Annotated in this window: 17 protein-coding genes, 2 rRNA genes, 1 pseudogene and 1 riboswitch (1 of these 21 only partly in view); of the genes and pseudogenes, 4 read left to right on the top strand and 16 right to left on the bottom strand. The window is 38.3% G+C overall.

Annotated features, from left to right (window positions below; all coding sequences use genetic code 11):
* Positions 1 to 12: 12 nt before the first annotated feature.
* Together pcrA and pcrB are read right to left on the bottom strand one after the other, a co-directional pair.
* Positions 13 to 2,262, bottom strand: coding sequence for a DNA helicase PcrA (gene pcrA, locus M1D73_RS01790; RefSeq protein WP_002164784.1), 2,250 nt, complete (start codon positions 2,260 to 2,262; stop codon positions 13 to 15).
* 12 nt (positions 2,263 to 2,274) lie between these two features.
* On the bottom strand, positions 2,275 to 2,964 hold the full coding sequence (gene pcrB / locus M1D73_RS01785) for a heptaprenylglyceryl phosphate synthase (RefSeq protein WP_000272099.1): 690 nt from the start codon (positions 2,962 to 2,964) through the stop codon (positions 2,275 to 2,277).
* Between the two features lie 337 nt (positions 2,965 to 3,301).
* Between pcrB and M1D73_RS01780 the strand changes: the two genes are divergently transcribed.
* The 3 genes from M1D73_RS01780 (at position 3,302) to M1D73_RS01770 (ending at position 4,924) form a co-directional block, all read left to right on the top strand.
* The gene (locus M1D73_RS01780) at positions 3,302 to 3,679 is read left to right on the top strand and encodes a YgaP family membrane protein (protein WP_000812346.1); all 378 of its coding nucleotides are present in this window, start codon (positions 3,302 to 3,304) and stop codon (positions 3,677 to 3,679) included.
* A gap of 219 nt (positions 3,680 to 3,898) precedes the next feature.
* Positions 3,899 to 4,744 carry an SPFH domain-containing protein gene (locus tag M1D73_RS01775; protein ID WP_000660669.1) on the top strand — a complete coding sequence of 282 codons (846 nt, stop codon included), beginning with the start codon at positions 3,899 to 3,901 and terminating at the stop codon, positions 4,742 to 4,744.
* Positions 4,745 to 4,759: 15 nt separating this feature from the next.
* Complete coding sequence (locus M1D73_RS01770) at positions 4,760 to 4,924, top strand: type II toxin-antitoxin system antitoxin (RefSeq protein ID WP_001085171.1); 165 nt, start codon at positions 4,760 to 4,762, stop codon at positions 4,922 to 4,924.
* A gap of 36 nt (positions 4,925 to 4,960) precedes the next feature.
* Here M1D73_RS01770 and purD read toward each other — a convergent pair whose 3' ends face one another.
* The 12 genes from purD to purE form a co-directional block, all read right to left on the bottom strand.
* Positions 4,961 to 6,232 carry a phosphoribosylamine--glycine ligase gene (gene purD / locus M1D73_RS01765; RefSeq protein WP_098212901.1) on the bottom strand — a complete coding sequence of 424 codons (1,272 nt, stop codon included), beginning with the start codon at positions 6,230 to 6,232 and terminating at the stop codon, positions 4,961 to 4,963.
* A gap of 265 nt (positions 6,233 to 6,497) precedes the next feature.
* Positions 6,498 to 8,033, bottom strand: a complete 1,536-nt coding sequence (purH, locus tag M1D73_RS01760) for a bifunctional phosphoribosylaminoimidazolecarboxamide formyltransferase/IMP cyclohydrolase (protein WP_088362278.1) — start codon at positions 8,031 to 8,033, stop codon at positions 6,498 to 6,500.
* A gap of 24 nt (positions 8,034 to 8,057) precedes the next feature.
* The gene (purN, locus tag M1D73_RS01755; RefSeq protein ID WP_000088589.1) at positions 8,058 to 8,645 is read right to left on the bottom strand and encodes a phosphoribosylglycinamide formyltransferase; all 588 of its coding nucleotides are present in this window, start codon (positions 8,643 to 8,645) and stop codon (positions 8,058 to 8,060) included.
* Positions 8,642 to 9,682, bottom strand: a complete 1,041-nt coding sequence (gene purM / locus M1D73_RS01750) for a phosphoribosylformylglycinamidine cyclo-ligase (RefSeq protein WP_001262439.1) — start codon at positions 9,680 to 9,682, stop codon at positions 8,642 to 8,644. Before purM ends, purN begins: the two co-directional genes overlap by 4 nt.
* Positions 9,683 to 9,787: 105 nt before the next feature.
* Complete coding sequence (purF, locus tag M1D73_RS01745) at positions 9,788 to 11,203, bottom strand: amidophosphoribosyltransferase (protein WP_000879025.1); 1,416 nt, start codon at positions 11,201 to 11,203, stop codon at positions 9,788 to 9,790.
* Complete coding sequence (purL, locus tag M1D73_RS01740; protein WP_000055564.1) at positions 11,188 to 13,407, bottom strand: phosphoribosylformylglycinamidine synthase II; 2,220 nt, start codon at positions 13,405 to 13,407, stop codon at positions 11,188 to 11,190. The genes purF and purL overlap by 16 nt, the downstream gene beginning before the upstream one ends.
* Positions 13,391 to 14,074: a phosphoribosylformylglycinamidine synthase subunit PurQ gene (purQ, locus tag M1D73_RS01735; RefSeq protein WP_000666774.1), complete on the bottom strand. Its 684-nt coding sequence runs from the start codon at positions 14,072 to 14,074 to the stop codon at positions 13,391 to 13,393. Before purQ ends, purL begins: the two co-directional genes overlap by 17 nt.
* Positions 14,071 to 14,325: a phosphoribosylformylglycinamidine synthase subunit PurS gene (gene purS, locus M1D73_RS01730; RefSeq protein ID WP_000278823.1), complete on the bottom strand. Its 255-nt coding sequence runs from the start codon at positions 14,323 to 14,325 to the stop codon at positions 14,071 to 14,073. Before purS ends, purQ begins: the two co-directional genes overlap by 4 nt.
* Positions 14,318 to 15,037, bottom strand: coding sequence for a phosphoribosylaminoimidazolesuccinocarboxamide synthase (purC, locus tag M1D73_RS01725; protein WP_001170544.1), 720 nt, complete (start codon positions 15,035 to 15,037; stop codon positions 14,318 to 14,320). Before purC ends, purS begins: the two co-directional genes overlap by 8 nt.
* A gap of 88 nt (positions 15,038 to 15,125) precedes the next feature.
* Positions 15,126 to 16,433, bottom strand: coding sequence for an adenylosuccinate lyase (gene purB / locus M1D73_RS01720; protein WP_000625682.1), 1,308 nt, complete (start codon positions 16,431 to 16,433; stop codon positions 15,126 to 15,128).
* The gene (purK, locus tag M1D73_RS01715; RefSeq protein WP_121868410.1) at positions 16,430 to 17,581 is read right to left on the bottom strand and encodes a 5-(carboxyamino)imidazole ribonucleotide synthase; all 1,152 of its coding nucleotides are present in this window, start codon (positions 17,579 to 17,581) and stop codon (positions 16,430 to 16,432) included. The genes purB and purK overlap by 4 nt, the downstream gene beginning before the upstream one ends.
* Positions 17,578 to 18,063: a 5-(carboxyamino)imidazole ribonucleotide mutase gene (gene purE / locus M1D73_RS01710; RefSeq protein WP_000839365.1), complete on the bottom strand. Its 486-nt coding sequence runs from the start codon at positions 18,061 to 18,063 to the stop codon at positions 17,578 to 17,580. The genes purK and purE overlap by 4 nt, the downstream gene beginning before the upstream one ends.
* A gap of 110 nt (positions 18,064 to 18,173) precedes the next feature.
* Positions 18,174 to 18,275: riboswitch (purine riboswitch) on the bottom strand.
* A 275-nt stretch (positions 18,276 to 18,550) separates the two neighbouring features.
* On the opposite strand from purE, the pseudogene M1D73_RS01705 reads away from it, so the two are divergent.
* Positions 18,551 to 18,801: pseudogene (locus M1D73_RS01705) on the top strand (hypothetical protein).
* A 43-nt stretch (positions 18,802 to 18,844) separates the two neighbouring features.
* Here the strand turns inward: M1D73_RS01705 and rrf are convergent.
* Both rrf and M1D73_RS01695 read right to left on the bottom strand, forming a co-directional pair.
* Positions 18,845 to 18,960 (bottom strand): 5S ribosomal RNA (gene rrf / locus M1D73_RS01700).
* Between the two features lie 48 nt (positions 18,961 to 19,008).
* Positions 19,009 to 19,983: ribosomal RNA gene (locus M1D73_RS01695) — 23S ribosomal RNA — on the bottom strand (it continues 1,947 nt past the right edge of the window).

The raw sequence follows: 19,983 nt of genomic DNA, 5'->3' as shown, positions 1-19,983 counted from the left end.
CCTCATTCCTTTCTATTGTTTCGTCACAGGTGCAAATTTTGCTAACAAACGTTTAACACCAATTGGGCTTGGGAATGCAATATCTAATTCTTTTGCATCACCTTCACCTTTTACACTTACAACTGTACCGACTCCCCATTTTTGGTGGGAAGCTTTATCTCCTACTGCCCAGCCAATTTGTTCGCCGCCTGTCGTCTTAGCTGCAGGGCGCGCGAAAGCTGAACGAGAGCGTGTTGTCGTTGTGATTGTCGTTTTGCCGCTACTTGCCGTTCTGCCTTTTGCACCAAACGATGTTTCACGCTTTGGCGCTGTTTCATTTAATGATTCCACTAGTTCTGTCGGGATTTCTGTAATGAATCGAGACGCAGCGTTCATACTTGTTCTACCAAATAAAGTACGCATTTGCGCGTTAGATAAATATAGCTCTTCTTCTGCACGGGTAATACCTACATAAGCAAGACGACGTTCTTCTTGCATTTCATCCTCTTCCATAAGAGAACGAGTATGAGGGAATATCCCTTCCTCTAAGCCAACAATAAACACAACCGGGAACTCTAATCCTTTCGCTGAGTGCATCGTCATTAAAATAACTTCTTCACCAGCAGTTGGGTCTTCATCTACACGATCAATATCAGCAACAAGTGCTAAATCTGTTAAGAATGCAACAAGGCTCTTATCTTCGCTTTGAGATTCAAATGTTTGCGTAACAGATAAGAACTCGTCTAAGTTTTCTAAACGACCTTCCGCTTCTAAAGAACGTTCATTTTTCAACATATCGCGATAGCCTGTTTTTTCAATAACTTCTTCTACTAATTCTGTAACAGATAAATACTCTTGCATATTTACCCAGTTATTTAATAAATTCGCAAATTCTTTTACTGCCTTTGTAATTTTTGCACTTACTCCAACATGCTCAATTTCATCAAATACAGCAGTTAATGAAATTCCGTTTTGCACACCGTAATTAATAATTTTATCGATAGAAGTCGCACCAATACCACGCTTTGGCATGTTAATAATACGTGCAAAACTAATTTCATCATCTGGATTACCGATTAAACGTAAGTACGCCAAAATATCTTTAATCTCTTTACGGTCGTAGAACTTCGTACCCCCGACAATTTTGTACGGAATGTTAGATTTAAGGAAAATCTCCTCGACCATACGAGACTGAGCATTCGTACGATATAACACTGCAAAATCAGTATATTTTCGTTTCCCCATTTGAATATCGTCACGAATTTTTTTCGCAACAAAATACGCTTCGTCCTTTTCAGTTGCAGCACGATAATACGAGATTTTACTTCCAACTTGATTGTCTGTCCATAATTTCTTCGGCTTACGATTCGTATTTTTTTCAATAACAGCATTCGCTGCATTTAAAATATTTTGTGACGAACGATAGTTTTGTTCTAACAAAATTACTTGTGCATTCTCATAGTCTTTTTCGAACGACAAAATGTTAGAAATATCTGCACCACGCCAGCGATAAATAGACTGGTCAGAGTCACCTACAACGCAAAGATTTTTAAAACGCGCTGCCAAATGTTTAACAAGAAGATATTGCGCTTTGTTCGTATCTTGATACTCATCAACGTGAATATATTGGAACTTACGCTGATAAAACTCTAATACTTCTGGAACACGTTCAAATAACTGAATCGTGGTCATAATTAAATCATCAAAGTCTAATGAATTATTTTTCAAAAGACGTTTTTGATACTCTGTGTATACATCGCTCGTTAATTTTTCATATGGATCAGCCATTGTAATTTTTTTTGCATATTTATCCGCAGATAACAGTTCATTTTTCGCATTACTAATACCCGCTAAAATAGAGCGCGGCTCAAATTTCTTCGGATCAATATTGCGCTCTTTCATAATTTTTTTGACTACAGTTAGCTGATCGCCTGAATCTAAGATTGTAAAGTTACGATTAATACCAATACGATCGATATCCCGTCGTAAAATACGTACACACATAGAGTGGAACGTCGAAATCCAAATATCTTCTGCTTCTGGTCCCACAAGTGTATCAATACGCTCACGCATTTCACGAGCTGCTTTATTTGTGAAGGTAATAGCTAGTACATTCCATGGTGCTACACCTTTTTCACCAAGTAAATACGCAATACGATGTGTTAACACACGTGTCTTACCACTACCTGCACCTGCCATTAATAGAAGTGGTCCATTCGTTGTTTGGACTGCTTTTTGTTGCTGTGGATTTAAACCGTTTAATAATCTATCTGTCATACTCATATACGCCTGCACCTACTCTCCTTTTACTGCTTTAACTGTTTTTAACGCCGATTTTATATCATCATAAATAATATTTCCAACAACTACTGTATCAGCATATTGTGCCATTTCTTTCGCCTGTTCTGCATTAGAAATACCACCGCCATAGTATAACTTAGCTTGTTTCAATTCTGCTTTTACATTTTTAACAAGTTCAACATCTCCATACGTACCGCTATATTCTAAATAAAATATCGGTAAATGTAATAACTTGTCTGCTAAACGAGCATATGCAATAACGTCATCTTCTGTTAAATCACATTTCGCTTCTGTAAGCTGGGCTACTTTCGCTTCTGGATTTAAAACACAATACCCTTCCATAAAAATTTCGTCCCAGTCCATAATATCCCCAAATTCTTTCAATGCCTCATGATGAACACCTGTTACCCATTCTACTTTTCGGCTATTTAAAACACTTGGGATGTAATAAAAATCAAATCCTGGTGTAATTGCTTCTACATCAGAAACCTCTAATACACAAGGAACTGCATATCTACGAATGCTAACTAGCATGTGTAATACGTTATCAATTGTAACTCCATCACTTCCGCCTACAATAACCGCATCAGTTCCAGACTCACAAATCATTTCTAAATGTTCATCGCTTAACTCCTTATTTGGATCAAGCTTAAATACATGTTTCCATCCGGAAATATCGTACATGAAAACACCCTTCCTTTTCTCTAGTTATATATATTTCTGTTCAAAATAACAGTTTATTTTCATCATTATTGTTTTAACTTCATCTTAAATATTTGTTTAAAACGGAGAATTAAGTTTGGAATTACCTCTTCCATATTTTTTAAACTAGAGGATTTAATTTTGAAGTTCCTTTTATGCATTCTTTCATTATAACAAAAAAAGTTACTTACACACACGCACATTCCAACATCTTTTTCCACGTCAAATGTTGGATTACATATCCCAAAAATCAAACGGGATACTAATAAAAGAAATAGTATTATCTATTTCAACTTTCATAAAAAGGAGTGTTTTTCTAATGAAGCAAAATATCGGGACAATAAACGCTCTAATTCGAATTACACTTGGGCTTGTCCTCTTCGGATGTAGTGCAACTAAACTTGTACGCAAGCCGTGGTGCACTTGGTCTAACATTTTTCTATGGATTGGTGCAATGAAAGTTGCAGAAGGAATTGTTCGTTTCTGCCCTGTTGTTGAAATGTGGAAATTCGGAAAATACATGAATATGGGGGCATTTAAAATGCCTAGCATGAATTTTGCTGAAAAAGGACATGCTAAAGAAGAAGTGAATCAAACTTCCACTCATGACAAGCCAAAGTCAAAAGGAAGTTATGACGCTTCTGACAAAGAGATTGAGTCAGCGATTGAAAATATAATCCTGGCAAAACCGCTTTGAATCATTTGTCACGATGCAAGATGCTCTCAAAGGGACTTAGCTGCTGCAGTGGGCGGTTAAGTCTTCTTTATTTTACCATAAAACAGAACGTACATTCTCTTTTTCGACCTTAAAATGTATATAAAAGATATCAATCAATAAAATTCAGAAAATTAGGTGCATACCTCTTGCTTAAAATGATATAAAAGTGATATCATTTTTATATCAGGAGGCGATCATATGAAAGAAAAACAAGTATTTTATGTAAATGGTTTTCTCGGTATTATTGGAATTTTGATTTTAGCTGCTATCGGTGTATTTTTCCTTGCACAAGAAATTTTCATAGGAGCGGCACTAACTATTATATTAGCCGCAGTTCTCGCTACAGGTATCGGTATTGTTCAACCGAATCAAGCGAAGGTTATTACGTTCTTCGGTAATTATTTAGGAACAATTCGTCAAAACGGTTTATTTTTAACGATTCCGTTCGCATTCCGTCAAACTGTATCTTTACGTGTTGAAAACTTTAACAGTAAAAAATTAAAAGTAAATGACGTTGATGGAAATCCAATTGAAATTGCAGCTGTTATCGTATATAAAGTTGTTGATTCTGCAAAAGCAATGTTTGGTGTTGAACATTATGATCGATTTGTAGAAATTCAAAGCGAAACGGCAATCCGCCATGTTGCAACAAAATATCCTTATGACAATTTCCAAGATGAAACCTGCGTTACGTTACGCGGAAATACTGAAGAAATCTCTGAAGAATTAAAACGTGAATTAGAGGCGCGTCTTGAAATTGCTGGTGTAGAAGTATTAGAAACTCGTTTAACGCACTTAGCTTACGCAACAGAAATTGCCCATGCAATGCTACAACGCCAGCAAGCAAAAGCAGTATTAGCTGCTAGAAAAGAAATTGTTGAAGGTGCTGTGAAGATGGCGAAAGATTCCATCCATATGTTAGATGAAGAAGGCGTACTAGAACTCGATGACGAGCGTAAAGCAAATATGGTAAACAACTTATTAGTTGCCATCGTTTCAGATAAAGGTGCGCAACCAGTTATTAATACAGGAAGCCTATACTAAGGGCTATAAGTAATTATGGCTAAAAAGAAAAGCTTTCCATTACGTATTGATCCTGAATTACACGCAGTCATCGAAAAATGGGCAAATGATGAATTTCGTAGCGTCAATGCACACATCGAGTATTTACTTCGAGAAATGGCAAAGCAAAAAGGGAAATTAAAAAAAGATAAAGATGCATAAAAAATCCCGCTGATTCCTCAGCGGGATTTTTACATATTAACTTTTCGTCATCTCATGCCCAATTGCACGATATCCTATATCACTTCGATAAAATAGACCATCACTCTCAATTTTACCGATTTCTTTATATACTTTATCTTTTGCTTCTTGTAAACTATTTGCCTTACAAGCAACAAATAATACACGGCCACCGTTCGTTACAAAGTCCCCATGTTTCATTGCTGTACCTGCATGGAAAACAATCACATCTTGCAGTGCATCTAGTCCACTAATAATATCACCTTTTTTATATGCTTCTGGATATCCTTTAGAAGCAAGTACAACACCGATTACAGCTTCTTCTGACCATTGGAACGTTAGTTCACTTTCATCTAATACAGCGTTACATACGTCAACTAAATCATTTTCTAAGCGAGGTAATACAACTTCTGTTTCAGGATCACCGAAGCGTGCATTAAATTCAATTACCTTCGGACCATCATTTGTTAAAATAAGACCTGCGTATAAAATACCTGTAAACGAACGGTTTTCTGCAATCATCGCCTTAGCAGTTGGATGTAATACGGTTTGAATCGCTTCTTGAACTGCTGATTCTGGAATTTGTGGTACTGGAGAATATGCACCCATTCCGCCCGTATTTGGACCTTTATCACCATCAAAAGCTCTTTTATGATCTTGGGCGATTACCATTGGATGTACAGTTGTTCCATTCACGAATGCCATTAATGAAAATTCTTGTCCATCTAAAAACTCTTCAATAACGATCTTCTTACTTGCCGCGCCGAATTTCACATCTTGTAGCATTTCTTTCACAGCTTGTAATGCCTCTTCAAGCGTCATTGCTACCGTTACCCCTTTACCCGCAGCTAGGCCGTCAGCTTTAATAACGATTGGTGCACCAACTTTTTGAATGTACTGTACTGCTTCTTCATAATCTGTAAAAGTTTCGTACGCCGCAGTTGGAATATCATACTTTTTCATAAGCTCTTTTGTAAAAGCTTTACTACCTTCAATAACAGCAGCCGCTTTATTCGGACCAAATACGCGAAGTCCCTCTTCTTTAAAACAATCAACAATTCCATTCATAAGCGGAATTTCTGGTCCAACGAAAGTTAACTCAACATTATTCTCTTTTGCAAATAAAACTAATGCATCAAAATCATTTTCATCAATATCAACTGGTGTTGCAACATCTCTCATACCTTCATTACCTGGTGCTACATATACCTTTTCTACTTTTTTAGATTGTGCAAACTTCCAAGCTAAAGCATGCTCACGACCACCGCGGCCAATTACTAAAACATTCATATTTCATCCCCCAATAATTAAATAAGTACAAACTAGAAGCTATGCTCCTAGTTTGCTTTTTCATATCAATAAAAGGTTATCTCGACCGGACTTTTTAAACATCCATATCAATAAAGGTTTAAAAAGGAGGATTAAGAGAACCGAGCAGGTCTAGGCGCATTTGCCAGGAGGACACGGAGTGTAGCTTTCCTACATGAGTACCGCACTGGCGATGCAACGACGACATGCGAAGGTTATCTTGACCAGACTTTTTAAACATCCTCTATTAGTGTTTGAAATGACGTACGCCAGTGAACACCATAGCAATCCCATAAGTATCTGCCACTTTAATAGAATCTTCATCACGGATTGATCCGCCTGGTTGAATGATTGCTGTAATTCCTGCTTTTGCTGCTTCTTCTAATGTATCTGGCATTGGGAAGAAAGCATCAGATGCAAGTGCGCTACCTTGTGCTTTTTCACCAGCTTGTGTAATTGCGATTTTTGCAGAACCTACACGGTTCATCTGTCCCGCACCGACGCCAATTGTCATGTCATCTTTCGCTAAAACAATTGCGTTTGATTTCACATGTTTTACAACTTTCCAAGCTAGTTTTAAATCTTTCCATTCTTGCTCTGAAGGTTCACGTTTCGTTGGAATTGAAATTGTACTTTCATCTAATGATAACGTATCTTCTTCTTGAACGAGAAGTCCACCTTGTACAGAAGTTAGTTTTTTGCTTGCACTTGTCGCTTTTTCAATATTTATAGTTAATAAACGTAAGTTCTTCTTACTTTGTAACACTTCTAAAGCTTCTTGCGAGAACGAAGGTGCGATAACAATTTCTAAGAAAATTTCATGTAACTTTTCTGCTGTAGCTTTATCAATTTCACGATTTGCTGCAATAATACCGCCGAAAATTGATACTGGATCTGCTTCATAAGCGCGAGTATATGCTTCGTGAATATCAGTTCCTACTCCAACACCACATGGATTCATATGTTTTACTGCTACTACTGCTGGTTCTGTAAATTCTTTTACGATGCTAAGTGCTGCGTCTGCATCATTAATATTGTTATACGATAATTCTTTACCGTGTAATTGTTCTGCGTATGCAACAGAAGAAGTTGCTGCGAATGGCGCTTTATAGAAAGTTGCCTTTTGATGTGGGTTCTCGCCATAGCGTAAGTCTTGCTTTTTCTCAAATGTCACAGTTAATGTTTCTGGACTTTCTTCACCCATTTGCTCTGTTAAGTAGTTAGAAATTAACGCATCATACGCTGCTGTATGACGGAATACTTTCGCTGCTAGTTTACGTTTTGTTTCCTCTGCTACTTCACCGTTCTCTTTCAGTTCTGCTAACACAATATCATAATCTACTGGATCTACAATTACCGATACGAATTTATGATTTTTCGCAGCAGAGCGAATCATTGTTGGGCCACCGATATCAATATTTTCAATTGCATCAGCAAATGTTACATCAGGCTTAGCGATTGTTTCTTTAAATGGGTATAAGTTAACAACAACAAAGTCAATTGGCTCTATACCTAACTCATTCATTTGTGTTACATGTGTTTCATTATCACGAACTGCTAATAGACCACCATGAATATTTGGATGTAATGTTTTCACACGGCCATCCATAATTTCAGGGAAACCAGTTACTTCAGAAATGCCGATTACTTGTAAGCCATTTTCTTCTAGTAACTTTTTCGTACCACCTGTTGAAATAACTTCAATCCCTTGTTCTAGTAACCCTTTAACAAATTCTACTACTCCTGTTTTATCTGAAACACTTACTAATGCACGCTTTTTCATTTATCCTTCACCCCTGGTTGTATGTTAGTTAACAGTTGATTCTTTCACAGACTGAACAATTTGATTCACTGTATTTACGTATAATTTATGTTCAACTTGTTGAATTTTCTTTTGTAAGCTTTCTCTCGTATCCCCTTCAGAAACAACCACTGCTTCTTGTGCAATAATTGGCCCTGTATCCATACCTGCATCTACATAATGAATTGTTACTCCAGTTACTTTCACACCTGCTTCTAACGCTTGACCGACAGCATCTTTACCCGGAAAGCTCGGTAGTAATGATGGATGAATATTAATAATCTTCCCGCCGTATGCTTCTAGTAACGTCGGCCCGATTAAACGCATATATCCAGCTAAAATAACATAATCAATTTCATATTCTTCTAGCTTCTTTAATATCTCTTTTTCAAACGCTTCTTTTGACTCATATGCTTTCGCTGAAAAAGCAAAACACGGAATATGATGATAATTTGCCCGTCCAACAGCTCGTGCTTCTGGTTTATCACATACTAATAAACTAATTTCTGCATCCAATCTTTTTTCTTCTACCGCATTAACGAGAGATTGAAAGTTAGATCCACTTCCAGAAGCAAAAACTGCTAATCTACTCATAGTGCTGTGCCCCCATTAAAAGTAACGCCAGCTCCTTGTATAGTACGTCCAATAATACGAGCCATTTCTCCTTGCTCTTCAAGAAGACGAACAACATCTTTTGCATCTTCTTCCTTCACTGCTACTACCATACCAATACCCATGTTAAAAATATTGAACATTTCTTTCTCTTCCAGTTTTCCAACTTCTTGAAGCAAACTAAAGATCGGCTGAATTTCCCAAGATCCTAGTTCAATCTCAGCACCGATTCCTTCTGGCAACATGCGTGGAATATTTTCAATAAATCCACCACCTGTAATATGCGCCATACCGTATACTTCATGTTTCTTCAATAGTTCTAAAATAGGTTTGACATAAATTTTCGTTGGTTTTAATAATTCTTCACCAAGAGGTAGTTCTAAGCGGCCATAAATACGCTCTAAAGATAGTTCCCCATCTTCTAATAACACTTTTCGTACTAAAGAGTAACCATTGCTATGAATACCGCTAGATGCTAAGCCAATTAGCACGTGACCAGCTTCAATCTTTTCACCTGTTACAATTTTCTTTTTATCAACAATCCCAACTGTAAAACCAGCTAAATCATATTCTTCCGTAGAATACATTCCTGGCATTTCAGCTGTTTCTCCACCGATTAATGCACAACCAGCTTGGCGACAGCCCTCTGATATACCTTTGACGATGTTTTCAATTTTACTAGGTTCAGCTTTACCACAAGCAATATAATCAAGGAAGAAAAGCGGCTCTGCTCCTTGGACAACAATATCATTTACACACATTGCTACTGCATCAATACCAATTGTGTCATGTTTATCTGCCATAAAAGCGAGCATCAATTTCGTTCCCACGCCATCTGTTCCAGATACTAATACAGGTTCTTCTAATGCAAATTTTGATAGATCAAACATACCTCCAAAACCGCCTAAACCGCCTAGTACTTCTTTTCTCATAGTTGTTTGTACGTGTTTTTTCATGCGAGATACCGCTTCATATCCAGCTTCAATATCTACTCCTGCTTGCTTATATGCATTCGCCATCGTTATTTACACCTCGTCTTTTAATTTCTCCCCATCCAGGGCGGGCTATTTTAAGAAAGGATCTAGCTCCTACATCAAAAGAAGTAGAAGCTTTTCTCACTTTTCTTATTTCATGCTTTCTAAAAGCTCTTGCTCATAATCATAAAGAGCTGTTGGATAGTCCCCATTAAAGTAAGCCATGCATAGGCCGCCATATTTCCCTTCATATGGACGTCCAATTGCATCTACTAATCCATCTTCACTTAAAAATGTTAAAGAATCTGCTCCGATCATTTCACGGATTTCTTCTACTGTATGATTTGCTGCAATTAATTCTTTTCTCGTTTGAATATCAATGCCATAGAAACATGGATATTTCAGAGGTGGTGAAGCAATTCTTACGTGAACTTCTGTCGCTCCAGCTTCACGAAGCATACGAACAATTCGTTTACTTGTCGTTCCTCTTACGATAGAGTCATCAATCATAACAACTCGTTTCCCTTCAACTACACCTCTTACTGCGGAAAGCTTCATCTTAACCCCTTGCTCGCGCAGTTCTTGAGAAGGTTGAATAAACGTACGTCCAACGTAACGATTTTTAATTAATCCTAACTCATATGGAATACCTGTCGCCTCCGCATAGCCAATCGCAGCTGAAATACTAGAGTCTGGTACACCAGTAACAACATCTGCTTCAATAGGAGCTTCTGCCGCTAAACGTTTCCCCATATTCTTACGTGCTGCATGGACGTTAACACCAGCAATATTAGAATCTGGTCGTGCAAAGTAAATGTATTCCATACTACAAATTGCATGTTCTACATCGTTTGTGAAACGATCTACGTGAATTCCTTCATCATTAATGATAAGTAATTCACCCGGTTCTACATCGCGAATGTATGTTGCACCTACTACATCAAAAGCACATGTTTCAGATGCTACAACGTAAGCATCCCCCATCTTTCCAATTGAAAGCGGACGGAACCCATTCGGATCTAATGCAACGATCATTTCATTTCCAGTTAGTAAAAGATACGCAAACGCACCTTTCACTTTGTTTAAAGCTTCTTTTACACTTTCAATTAAAGAATCTTTTGTACTACGTTTAATAAGATGTAAAAGTACTTCTGTATCTGAACTAGTTTGAAAAATACTGCCCTCTGCTTCTAATTCACGACGAAGCATTTTTGCGTTAATTAAATTTCCGTTATGAGCTAACGCCATACTATGATCGGAAAAACGGAACAACAATGGTTGAACGTTAGCAACTTCACTTCCACCAGCTGTTGCATATCGTACATGTCCGATCGCTGATTTTCCATTTAATCCTTCTAGCTCACCTCTTGAAAACACTTCTGATATTAAACCTAACCCCTTGTGACCGACGATTTTTTCCCCATTATTTACGACAATGCCTGCGCCTTCTTGCCCACGGTGCTGTAAACTGTGCAATCCGTAGTATGAAACTTGTGCTGCATTTTCATGCCCCCAAATTCCGAAAACGCCACATTCTTCGTTTAACCCCTTTATTTCAGCAAGCATGGGATTGCCCCTTTCCAAGCCTTTCTCATTTCATCTACATTTGCTGTAAGTAATACTTCATTTTCTTCATTATGAATTGTTACTTCATTTGTACTTGTTACTTCTCCAACTTGGATTGCTTCTACCACTTTCTCAAACGCCTCTTTATTTTCACGTTTTACAGTTATCACGAAGCGAGACTGTGATTCAGCGAATAATGCTGCTGTTGCTTCTCCATCTAATTTCACAGTAGCACCTAAGCCTTTAGCACCAATTGCACTTTCTGAAATCGCAACTGCTAAACCACCTTCAGCAACATCATGTGCAGATTGAACAAGACCAGCTTGAATTGCTTCTAATACTTGTTTTTGGCGTTTTAATTCTACATCTAAATCGATACTTGGTGATTGACCGAAAATTTTGCCGTGAATCATTTTCTGTAATTCACTTCCGCCAAACTCAGCTTTCGTCTCACCAATTACATACACTAAATCACCAGCTTGCTTAAACTCTTGTGTTGTTACATGTTTTAAGTCATGCACAAGTCCGACCATCCCAACAGTTGGTGTTGGATATACAGCTTCACCACTACGCTCGTTATACATCGATACGTTTCCGCCGATAACTGGTGTTTGTAATGTGCGACAAGCTTCACTCATACCGTCTACTGATTTCTCAATTTGCCAGAAGATTTCTGGTTTTTCTGGGTTACCGAAGTTTAAGCAATCTGTAATTGCAAGTGGCTCTCCGCCAGAACATACGATATTACGCGCTGCCTCTGCTACTGCAATTTTACCGCCCATCTCTGGGTCTAGATAAATGTAGCGAGAGTTACAATCTGTCGTCATTGCTAATCCTTTTTCTGTACCGCGTACACGTACAACTGCAGCATCTGAACCTGGCGTAACAACTGTGCTTGTGCGAACTTGGTAATCGTATTGATCGTATACCCACTCTTTACTTGCAATTGTTGGTTGCTGTAATAAAGCGAATAACGTTTCTTTATAATTTTCTACTTTTGGCGTTTCCATTTTCATTGCTTGGAATTCAGCAAAGTATGCTGCTTCTTTTGATGGCTTATGATAAATTGGTGCTTCTTCTGCTAAAGCATCTGCTGGAACTTCAGCTACCTTTTCACCTTTATGGAATAAACGAAGCATTTTATCTTCTGTTACTTTCCCCATCGTAACCGCTGCAAGACCATACTTCTCAAATAAATCTACTATTTCTTGTTCTCTACCTTTTTTCACGACAATTAACATACGCTCTTGTGATTCAGATAGCATCATTTCATATGGTGTCATTCCTGTTTCACGCTGTGGTACATCATCTAAGTACATTTCAATACCCATTCCTGCTTTACTTGCCATTTCTGCAGATGATGATGTTAAACCAGCCGCACCCATATCTTGAATTCCAACAAGTGCATCGGATTGAATTAATTCTAAACACGCTTCAATAAGAAGCTTTTCCATAAATGGATCCCCTACTTGAACCGCTGGACGTTTCGCTTCTGAGCTTTCAGATAGTTCTTCCGACGCGAATGTTGCACCGTGAATACCGTCACGACCAGTTGATGCTCCTACGTACATTACTGTGTTACCAGCACCGTGCGCTTGCCCTTTTTTAATGTCTTCGTGGTTAATCAAACCTACGCACATTGCATTTACAAGTGGATTTCCTTCATAACATGGATCAAATTGTACTTCGCCGCCAACAGTCGGAATACCGATGCAGTTACCGTATCCTGCAATTCCTGCTACTACTTCTTCGAATAAATATTTCACACGTGGTGACTGTAATTCACCGAAACGAAGTGAGTTTAATAGAGCTACCGGGCGTGCTCCCATAGAGAATACGTCACGAATAATACCACCAACACCTGTTGCAGCTCCTTGATATGGTTCAATAGCTGAAGGATGGTTATGACTTTCCATTTTAAATACAACTGCTTGATTATCACCGATATCTACAATTCCAGCACCTTCTCCAGGTCCTTGCAGAACGCGCTCACCTGTAGTTGGAAACTTACGAAGAACTGGTTTTGAATTTTTATAACTACAATGTTCAGACCACATTACAGAGAATAACCCTGTTTCTGTATAATTTGGCAGACGACCTAAAATCTTTTCAACCATGGCAAACTCTTCGTCTGTTAGCCCCATTTCCGCATATATACGCTCTTCTTTAATTTGTGTTGGATTTGGTTCAAGCATTAACGACATATGTTTCCCTCCACTGTTTTAAGATAGATTGAAAGACTTTTAACCCTTCAGCACCGCCAAGTAATTCATCTACAGCACGCTCTGGGTGCGGCATCATACCAAGTACATTTCCTTTTTCATTTACAATACCAGCAATATCTGAAACGCTACCGTTAGGGTTTTCTACGTAACGGAATGCGATTTGATTGTTCTCTTCTAATTGTTTAAGAGTCGCTTCATCACAATAGTAATTCCCCTCACCATGCGCGATTGGAATATTAATTATTTCATCTTTTTCATATTGTGATGTAAACATCGTTTCATTATTTTCAACACGTAACTGAACAGTGCGACACATAAATTTTAAGTTTTCGTTTCTTATTAACGCTCCTGGTAGTAATCCTGATTCAACAAGAATCTGGAATCCATTACATACACCTAAAATCGGCTTTCCTTGCTCAGCAGCTTTTTGCACTGCTTTCATTGCATTAGCAAAGCGAGAGATAGCACCGCAGCGTAAGTAGTCACCATAAGAAAATCCACCTGGTAGTAGAATTGCATCATATTCATCTAAATTCTCTGTATCGTGCCAAACGTAATCTACTTCTTCGCCAAGCTCATCTTTAATTGCATGGAACATATCGACATCACAGTTCGAACCCGGAAATACTATTACGGCAAATTTCACTGTGCGACAACCTCCTCAACTTCATAACGGAAGTCTTCCATTACAACGTTCGCTAATAGTTTTTCACACATTTCTTTTACCTTGCTATCTAAATCAGATACAGATTTATCAATTGTTAGTTCCATGTACTTTCCGATTCGAACGTCTTGTACTTCTGTGAATGAAAGACTATGAAGTGCTCCTTTTACTGCTGTTCCTTGTGGATCTAATACGCTTTCTCTTAATGTTACATATACCTTAACTTTATACATGTGAAATTCCCCCTAAACGTTTTAAAATCTCTTCATAAGCATCTGTTAAATTTCCAAGATCACGACGGAATACATCTTTATCAAACTTTTCATTGCTCGTTTCATCCCATAAACGGCAAGTATCTGGTGAAATTTCATCCGCTAAAATGATTTCTCCTTCTTCCGTTACACCAAACTCTAATTTGAAATCTACTAATCTTACACGACAGCTTGCGAAATGATCAATCAACACTTGATTGATTTGTAGAGCCATATCTCGTAATACACTTACTTGCTCTGGCGATGCAACGTTTAATACACGAATATGATCTTCCGTTACAAGCGGATCTCCTAAATCATCATCTTTGAAGTAAAATTCTACGATTGGTTCTGCAAGTACAGTTCCCTCTTCCATTCCTAATCGTTTTGAAAGACTTCCTGCAATTACATTTCTTGTGACAACTTCTAAAGGAATAATACTCACTTTTTTAACAAGTTGTTCTGTTTCAGATAACTTCTCAACAAAATGTGTTTTAATTCCCACTTCTTGTAACTTTCTGAACAATAAAGTTGTAATTTCATTGTTCAAACGACCTTTTCCTGTAATCGTCTCTTTTTTCTCCCCATTGAAAGCAGTCGCACTATCTTTGTACTCTACCCAAACCATATCTGCTGATTCTGTACGATAAATTCTTTTTGCCTTACCTTCATACAGCAATTCTAGCTTTTGCATTTCGCAAGCCCCCTGTAGTTTGAAAAATGTGAATAATATTTTTATAAAGAATGGCACAGAATGACTCTATTCTGTGCCATATGAAATTTTACGCTTCGTTTAATCCAAGGCGTTCAAAGATTGTATCAACGTGTTGCATATGATGCTCATAGTTGAAGCATTCATTAATCTCTTCTTGTGTTAACTTGCTTGTAATACGCTCATCAGCTTCTACAAGCTCTTTAAATTGTACTTGTGTTTCCCAAGCTTCCATCGCTTTAGGCTGTACGATATCATAAGCTTCTTCACGTACCATACCTTTGTCGATTAGTGTAAGCATTACGCGCTGAGAATAAATTAAGCCGTATGTTCTTGTCATATTACGTTTCATATTCTCTGGGTATACAGTTAAGTTTTTAACGATATTACCAAAGCGATTTAACATGTAATTTAATGCGATTGTAGCATCTGGTAAAATTACACGTTCTGCCGAAGAGTGAGAAATGTCACGCTCATGCCATAATGGAACATTTTCGTAAGCTGTCATCATATAACCGCGGATAACACGAGCTAAACCAGTCATATTTTCAGAACCAATTGGATTACGTTTATGTGGCATTGCAGAAGAACCCTTTTGACCTTTTGCGAAAGCTTCTTCAACTTCACGTGTTTCACTCTTTTGTAAACCACGAATCTCAACTGCCATCTTTTCGATAGATGTTGCAATTAGTGCAAGTGTTGACATGTAGTGTGCGTGACGATCACGTTGCAATGTTTGTGTTGAAATTGGTGCTGCTTCTAATCCTAAATTTTCACAAACATATTTTTCTACGAATGGATCGATATTTGCATATGTACCAACCGCACCAGATAGTTTACCAACACGAACTGTATCAGCAGCTTGTTTGAAACGCTCTACGTTACGTTTCATCTCTTCATACCAAAGACCAAGTTTTAAACCAAATGTCGTTGGTTCTGCATGAACACCGTGTGTTCTTCCCATCATGATTGTGTATTTATGCTCTTTCGCTTTGTTAGCTAAAATGCTTACAAAGTTCTCTAAGTCTTTTAATATAATTTCATTCGCTTGTTTTAAGATGTAAGATAATGCTGTATCTACTACATCTGTAGATGTTAAACCGTAATGAACCCATTTACGTTCTTCGCCTAATGCTGGCGTTTCTGATACAGCACGAGTGAATGCAACTACGTCATGACGTGTTTCTTTTTCAATTTCATAAATACGATCAATATCAAATGATGCATGTTCACGAATTTTTTTAACATCTTCTTTTGGAATATCGCCAAGCTCAGCCCATGCTTCACAAGCTAAAATCTCAACTTCTAACCACGCTTTAAATTTGTTCTCTTCCGTCCAAATCGCACCCATTTCAGGGCGTGTATAACGACTAATCATCTTTTTCCCTCCAACAGTTGTTCTTGATGGTCCCAAATATGCAAACTCTTCGCTTTTTCTAGAGCGACTTCAATATTATCATTTAAAATATTAACATGCCCCATTTTTCGCTGTGCTTTTGCTTCTTCTTTTCCATACAAGTGTAAATAGCACCCGGTTAATCTATTCACTTGTCTTAGGACCCCTTCTATATGTTCGCCTAAAATGTTTACCATGACAACTGGTTTTAACAAATTTGTTTCTCCTAGAGGTAAATTACAGATTGCTCGAATATGTTGACCAAATTGACTCGTTTCACATGCATCCTGTGTATAGTGTCCTGAATTGTGAGGTCTTGGCGCTAATTCATTAATATAAATCTCACCATTATCTGTAGCAAACATCTCTACAGCTAGTGTTCCCACAAGTTCTAATTCATCCGCAAGTACCTTTGCATACGCAATTGCTTTTTGAGAAAGCTCTTCTGTAATGCGAGCTGGAACGATAGATTCATGTAAAATGTTATTTACATGAATATTTTCTGCTACTGGAAACACTTTTGTTTCACCACTTACACTACGAATCACAATAACTGATACTTCTTTTTCAAAAGGCACCCATTTCTCTAAAATACATTCTGCTTTATCCACAAGATTTCTTGCTGCCTCAACATCAGCTTCACTTCTTAAAACAACTTGCCCTTTCCCATCATATCCACCTGTCGTCGTTTTTAAGACGGAAGGGAATGATAACCCAGCAATTGCTTCTGTAAGCTGATCTTGATTTTGAACTAATCTATACGTTGCTACTGGTAACCCAGCCTTCTCAATCCCATTCTTTTCTGTAAAACGATTTTGTGTTGTATTTAACAACTGACTACCTTGTGGTAAGTACGCATGTTTTTCAAGCCATTGTAAACATCTATAATCAATATTCTCAAATTCATATGTGACAACATCACTTATCTCTGCTAAATGCTGAATTGCTTTTAAATCATCATATGGTGCAACAATTTCAATATCAGCAACTTGTGCACATGGCGAATGCTTTGTAGGATCTAAAACAGCAATTTTATATCCCATCTCCTTAGCTGCCAATGCCATCATTCTTCCTAGCTGGCCGCCTCCAATAATACCGATTGTTTTTCCAGGTAAAATGATTCTCGTCATACTAGCTCACTACCTTCACGCACATCTTTTTCAATCGCTTCTCGTCTCAATTCTAATGCATCATGTATATCATCATGAAATGATCCAAGTATTTGTGCGGCAAGTAATCCAGCATTCGTTGAACCGGCTTTACCAATTGCAACAGTTGCAACTGGAACACCTCCTGGCATTTGGGCGATGGATAATAATGAATCTAAGCCGTTTAATGCTTTTGATTGAACTGGAACTCCAATTACAGGAAGATTTGTCTTCGCTGCAACCATTCCTGGTAAATGTGCTGCTCCACCAGCTCCAGCAATAATAACTTTCAATCCACGTTCACGAGCCGTCTCTGCATATTCAAACATATAATCCGGAGTCCGATGAGCGGATACAACTTTTTTCTCATACGGTATATTTAATTCATCTAAAATGTCACAAGCATATTTCATTGTTTCCCAGTCTGACGTACTTCCCATTATGACTCCAACTAGTGATTTCATATTAGAATCCCCCCGATTCAAATAAAAAAAGCCTGAAATAGAACAGTTTCTCTTTTACTATGAGAGAAAGCGCTCTACTCAGGCATACGTATCCCTTGTGAATAGAAAAATACCGAGTGACTTTCCCTCATAGTCTAACGAATAACGGTCGTTAGGTAGAGACTTGCAGGCCATATCCCCGCGATTATATGAGGTCTTATATTATTGTTTCTATGGCTATATTAACAATATTTCATAAACAATGTCAATAAATAATCGAATGTTTTTTTATTAGCAGTCAATAACGTTCGTGTTTTAGTTATATTCAAAAGAAGAATTGCAACTATATACAAGAAGAAAAGGGAATTAGAATATATATTTCTAGAGATCTATTTTATGTATTTATCGTTTAAATAGCACTTCAGTATGTTTTTAATCAAAATATATACACTCTTGTATTATTATAACGATTTAATTTCTAAGGAGGATAACTGTTAAAGAAAGAACTATGCTATTATCCTATTTTTTTTCTCTATTGCAGTAATTTCTGTAATTATTAAATACTTATTTATAGCATCTCATTATTTAAAATATATACTTATGATAGAAATAATGTGTCCTATTTTAAGTATTACTTTAGCGACATTAGGAAAATCAGGAACACAAAAAATCATTACTATTATTTTAAAGAGTCTCTACTTCATTCTTTTTTCGTCTGTAGCTTTATTAAATTTACGGATTATAGCATTCGGTAAATAAAAATAAACACAAAAAAACCTAAGTCAAAATAACTTAGGTTCTTGCTTGGCGACGTCCTACTCTCACAGGGACAAGGTCCCAACTACCATCGGCGCTAGAGAGCTTAACTTCCGTGTTCGGTATGGGAACGGGTGTGACCTCTCTGCCATCATCACCAAACTATGAAGGCATATTCCTTCAAAACTAGATAACATTGCTACATATTATATGGTTAAGTCCTCGATCTATTAGTATTCGTCAGCTCCACATGTCACCATGCTTCCACCTCGAACCTATCAACCTGATCATCTTTCAGGGATCTTACTAGCTTACGCTATGGGAAATCTCATCTTGAGGGGGGCTTCATGCTTAGATGCTTTCAGCACTTATCCCTTCCGCACATAGCTACCCAGCTATGCCCTTGGCAGAACAACTGGTACACCAGCGGTGCGTCCATCCCGGTCCTCTCGTACTAAGGACAGCTCCTCTCAAATTTCCTACGCCCACGACGGATAGGGACCGAACTGTCTCACGACGTTCTGAACCCAGCTCGCGTACCGCTTTAATGGGCGAACAGCCCAACCCTTGGGACCGACTACAGCCCCAGGATGCGATGAGCCGACATCGAGGTGCCAAACCTCCCCGTCGATGTGGACTCTTGGGGGAGATAAGCCTGTTATCCCCGGGGTAGCTTTTATCCGTTGAGCGATGGCCCTTCCATGCGGAACCACCGGATCACTAAGCCCGACTTTCGTCCCTGCTCGACTTGTAGGTCTCGCAGTCAAGCTCCCTTATGCCTTTGCACTCTACGAATGATTTCCAACCATTCTGAGGGAACCTTTGGGCGCCTCCGTTACACTTTAGGAGGCGACCGCCCCAGTCAAACTGCCCACCTGACACTGTCTCCCGGGTCGATAAGACCCGTAGGTTAGAATTTCAATACAGTCAGGGCGGTATCCCACCAGCGCCTCCACCGAAGCTAGCGCTCCGGTTTCAATGGCTCCCGCCTATCCTGTACAAACTGTACCAAAATTCAATATCAGGCTACAGTAAAGCTCCACGGGGTCTTTCCGTCCTGTCGCGGGTAACCTGCATCTTCACAGGTACTATAATTTCACCGAGTCTCTGGTTGAGACAGTGCCCAAATCGTTACACCTTTCGTGCGGGTCGGAACTTACCCGACAAGGAATTTCGCTACCTTAG

Source organism: Bacillus sp. PK3-067, assembly GCF_056738645.1.
Note: the sequence above shows the minus strand (reverse complement) of the source record. Positions and strands in the feature narration are given on the sequence as shown.

What these genes read in the sequence shown, in the direction of transcription:
- purB (WP_000625682.1), bottom strand. Translation starts at nt 16,433, where the DNA reads ATGATTAGTCGTTATACACGCCCTGAAATGGGTGCGATTTGGACGGAA.
- purC (WP_001170544.1), bottom strand. Translation starts at nt 15,037, where the DNA reads ATGCAAAAGCTAGAATTGCTGTATGAAGGTAAGGCAAAAAGAATTTAT.
- pcrB (WP_000272099.1), bottom strand. Translation starts at nt 2,964, where the DNA reads ATGTACGATATTTCCGGATGGAAACATGTATTTAAGCTTGATCCAAAT.
- purD (WP_098212901.1), bottom strand. Translation starts at nt 6,232, where the DNA reads ATGAATGTTTTAGTAATTGGCCGCGGTGGTCGTGAGCATGCTTTAGCT.
- purM (WP_001262439.1), bottom strand. Translation starts at nt 9,682, where the DNA reads ATGGCGAATGCATATAAGCAAGCAGGAGTAGATATTGAAGCTGGATAT.
- M1D73_RS01780 (WP_000812346.1), top strand. Translation starts at nt 3,302, where the DNA reads ATGAAGCAAAATATCGGGACAATAAACGCTCTAATTCGAATTACACTT.
- pcrA (WP_002164784.1), bottom strand. Translation starts at nt 2,262, where the DNA reads ATGAGTATGACAGATAGATTATTAAACGGTTTAAATCCACAGCAACAA.
- purF (WP_000879025.1), bottom strand. Translation starts at nt 11,203, where the DNA reads ATGCTTGCTGAAATAAAGGGGTTAAACGAAGAATGTGGCGTTTTCGGA.
- M1D73_RS01775 (WP_000660669.1), top strand. Translation starts at nt 3,899, where the DNA reads ATGAAAGAAAAACAAGTATTTTATGTAAATGGTTTTCTCGGTATTATT.
- purS (WP_000278823.1), bottom strand. Translation starts at nt 14,325, where the DNA reads ATGTATAAAGTTAAGGTATATGTAACATTAAGAGAAAGCGTATTAGAT.
- purH (WP_088362278.1), bottom strand. Translation starts at nt 8,033, where the DNA reads ATGAAAAAGCGTGCATTAGTAAGTGTTTCAGATAAAACAGGAGTAGTA.
- M1D73_RS01770 (WP_001085171.1), top strand. Translation starts at nt 4,760, where the DNA reads ATGGCTAAAAAGAAAAGCTTTCCATTACGTATTGATCCTGAATTACAC.
- purK (WP_121868410.1), bottom strand. Translation starts at nt 17,581, where the DNA reads ATGACGAGAATCATTTTACCTGGAAAAACAATCGGTATTATTGGAGGC.
- purE (WP_000839365.1), bottom strand. Translation starts at nt 18,063, where the DNA reads ATGAAATCACTAGTTGGAGTCATAATGGGAAGTACGTCAGACTGGGAA.
- purL (WP_000055564.1), bottom strand. Translation starts at nt 13,407, where the DNA reads ATGTCGTTAATGCTTGAACCAAATCCAACACAAATTAAAGAAGAGCGT.
- purN (WP_000088589.1), bottom strand. Translation starts at nt 8,645, where the DNA reads ATGAGTAGATTAGCAGTTTTTGCTTCTGGAAGTGGATCTAACTTTCAA.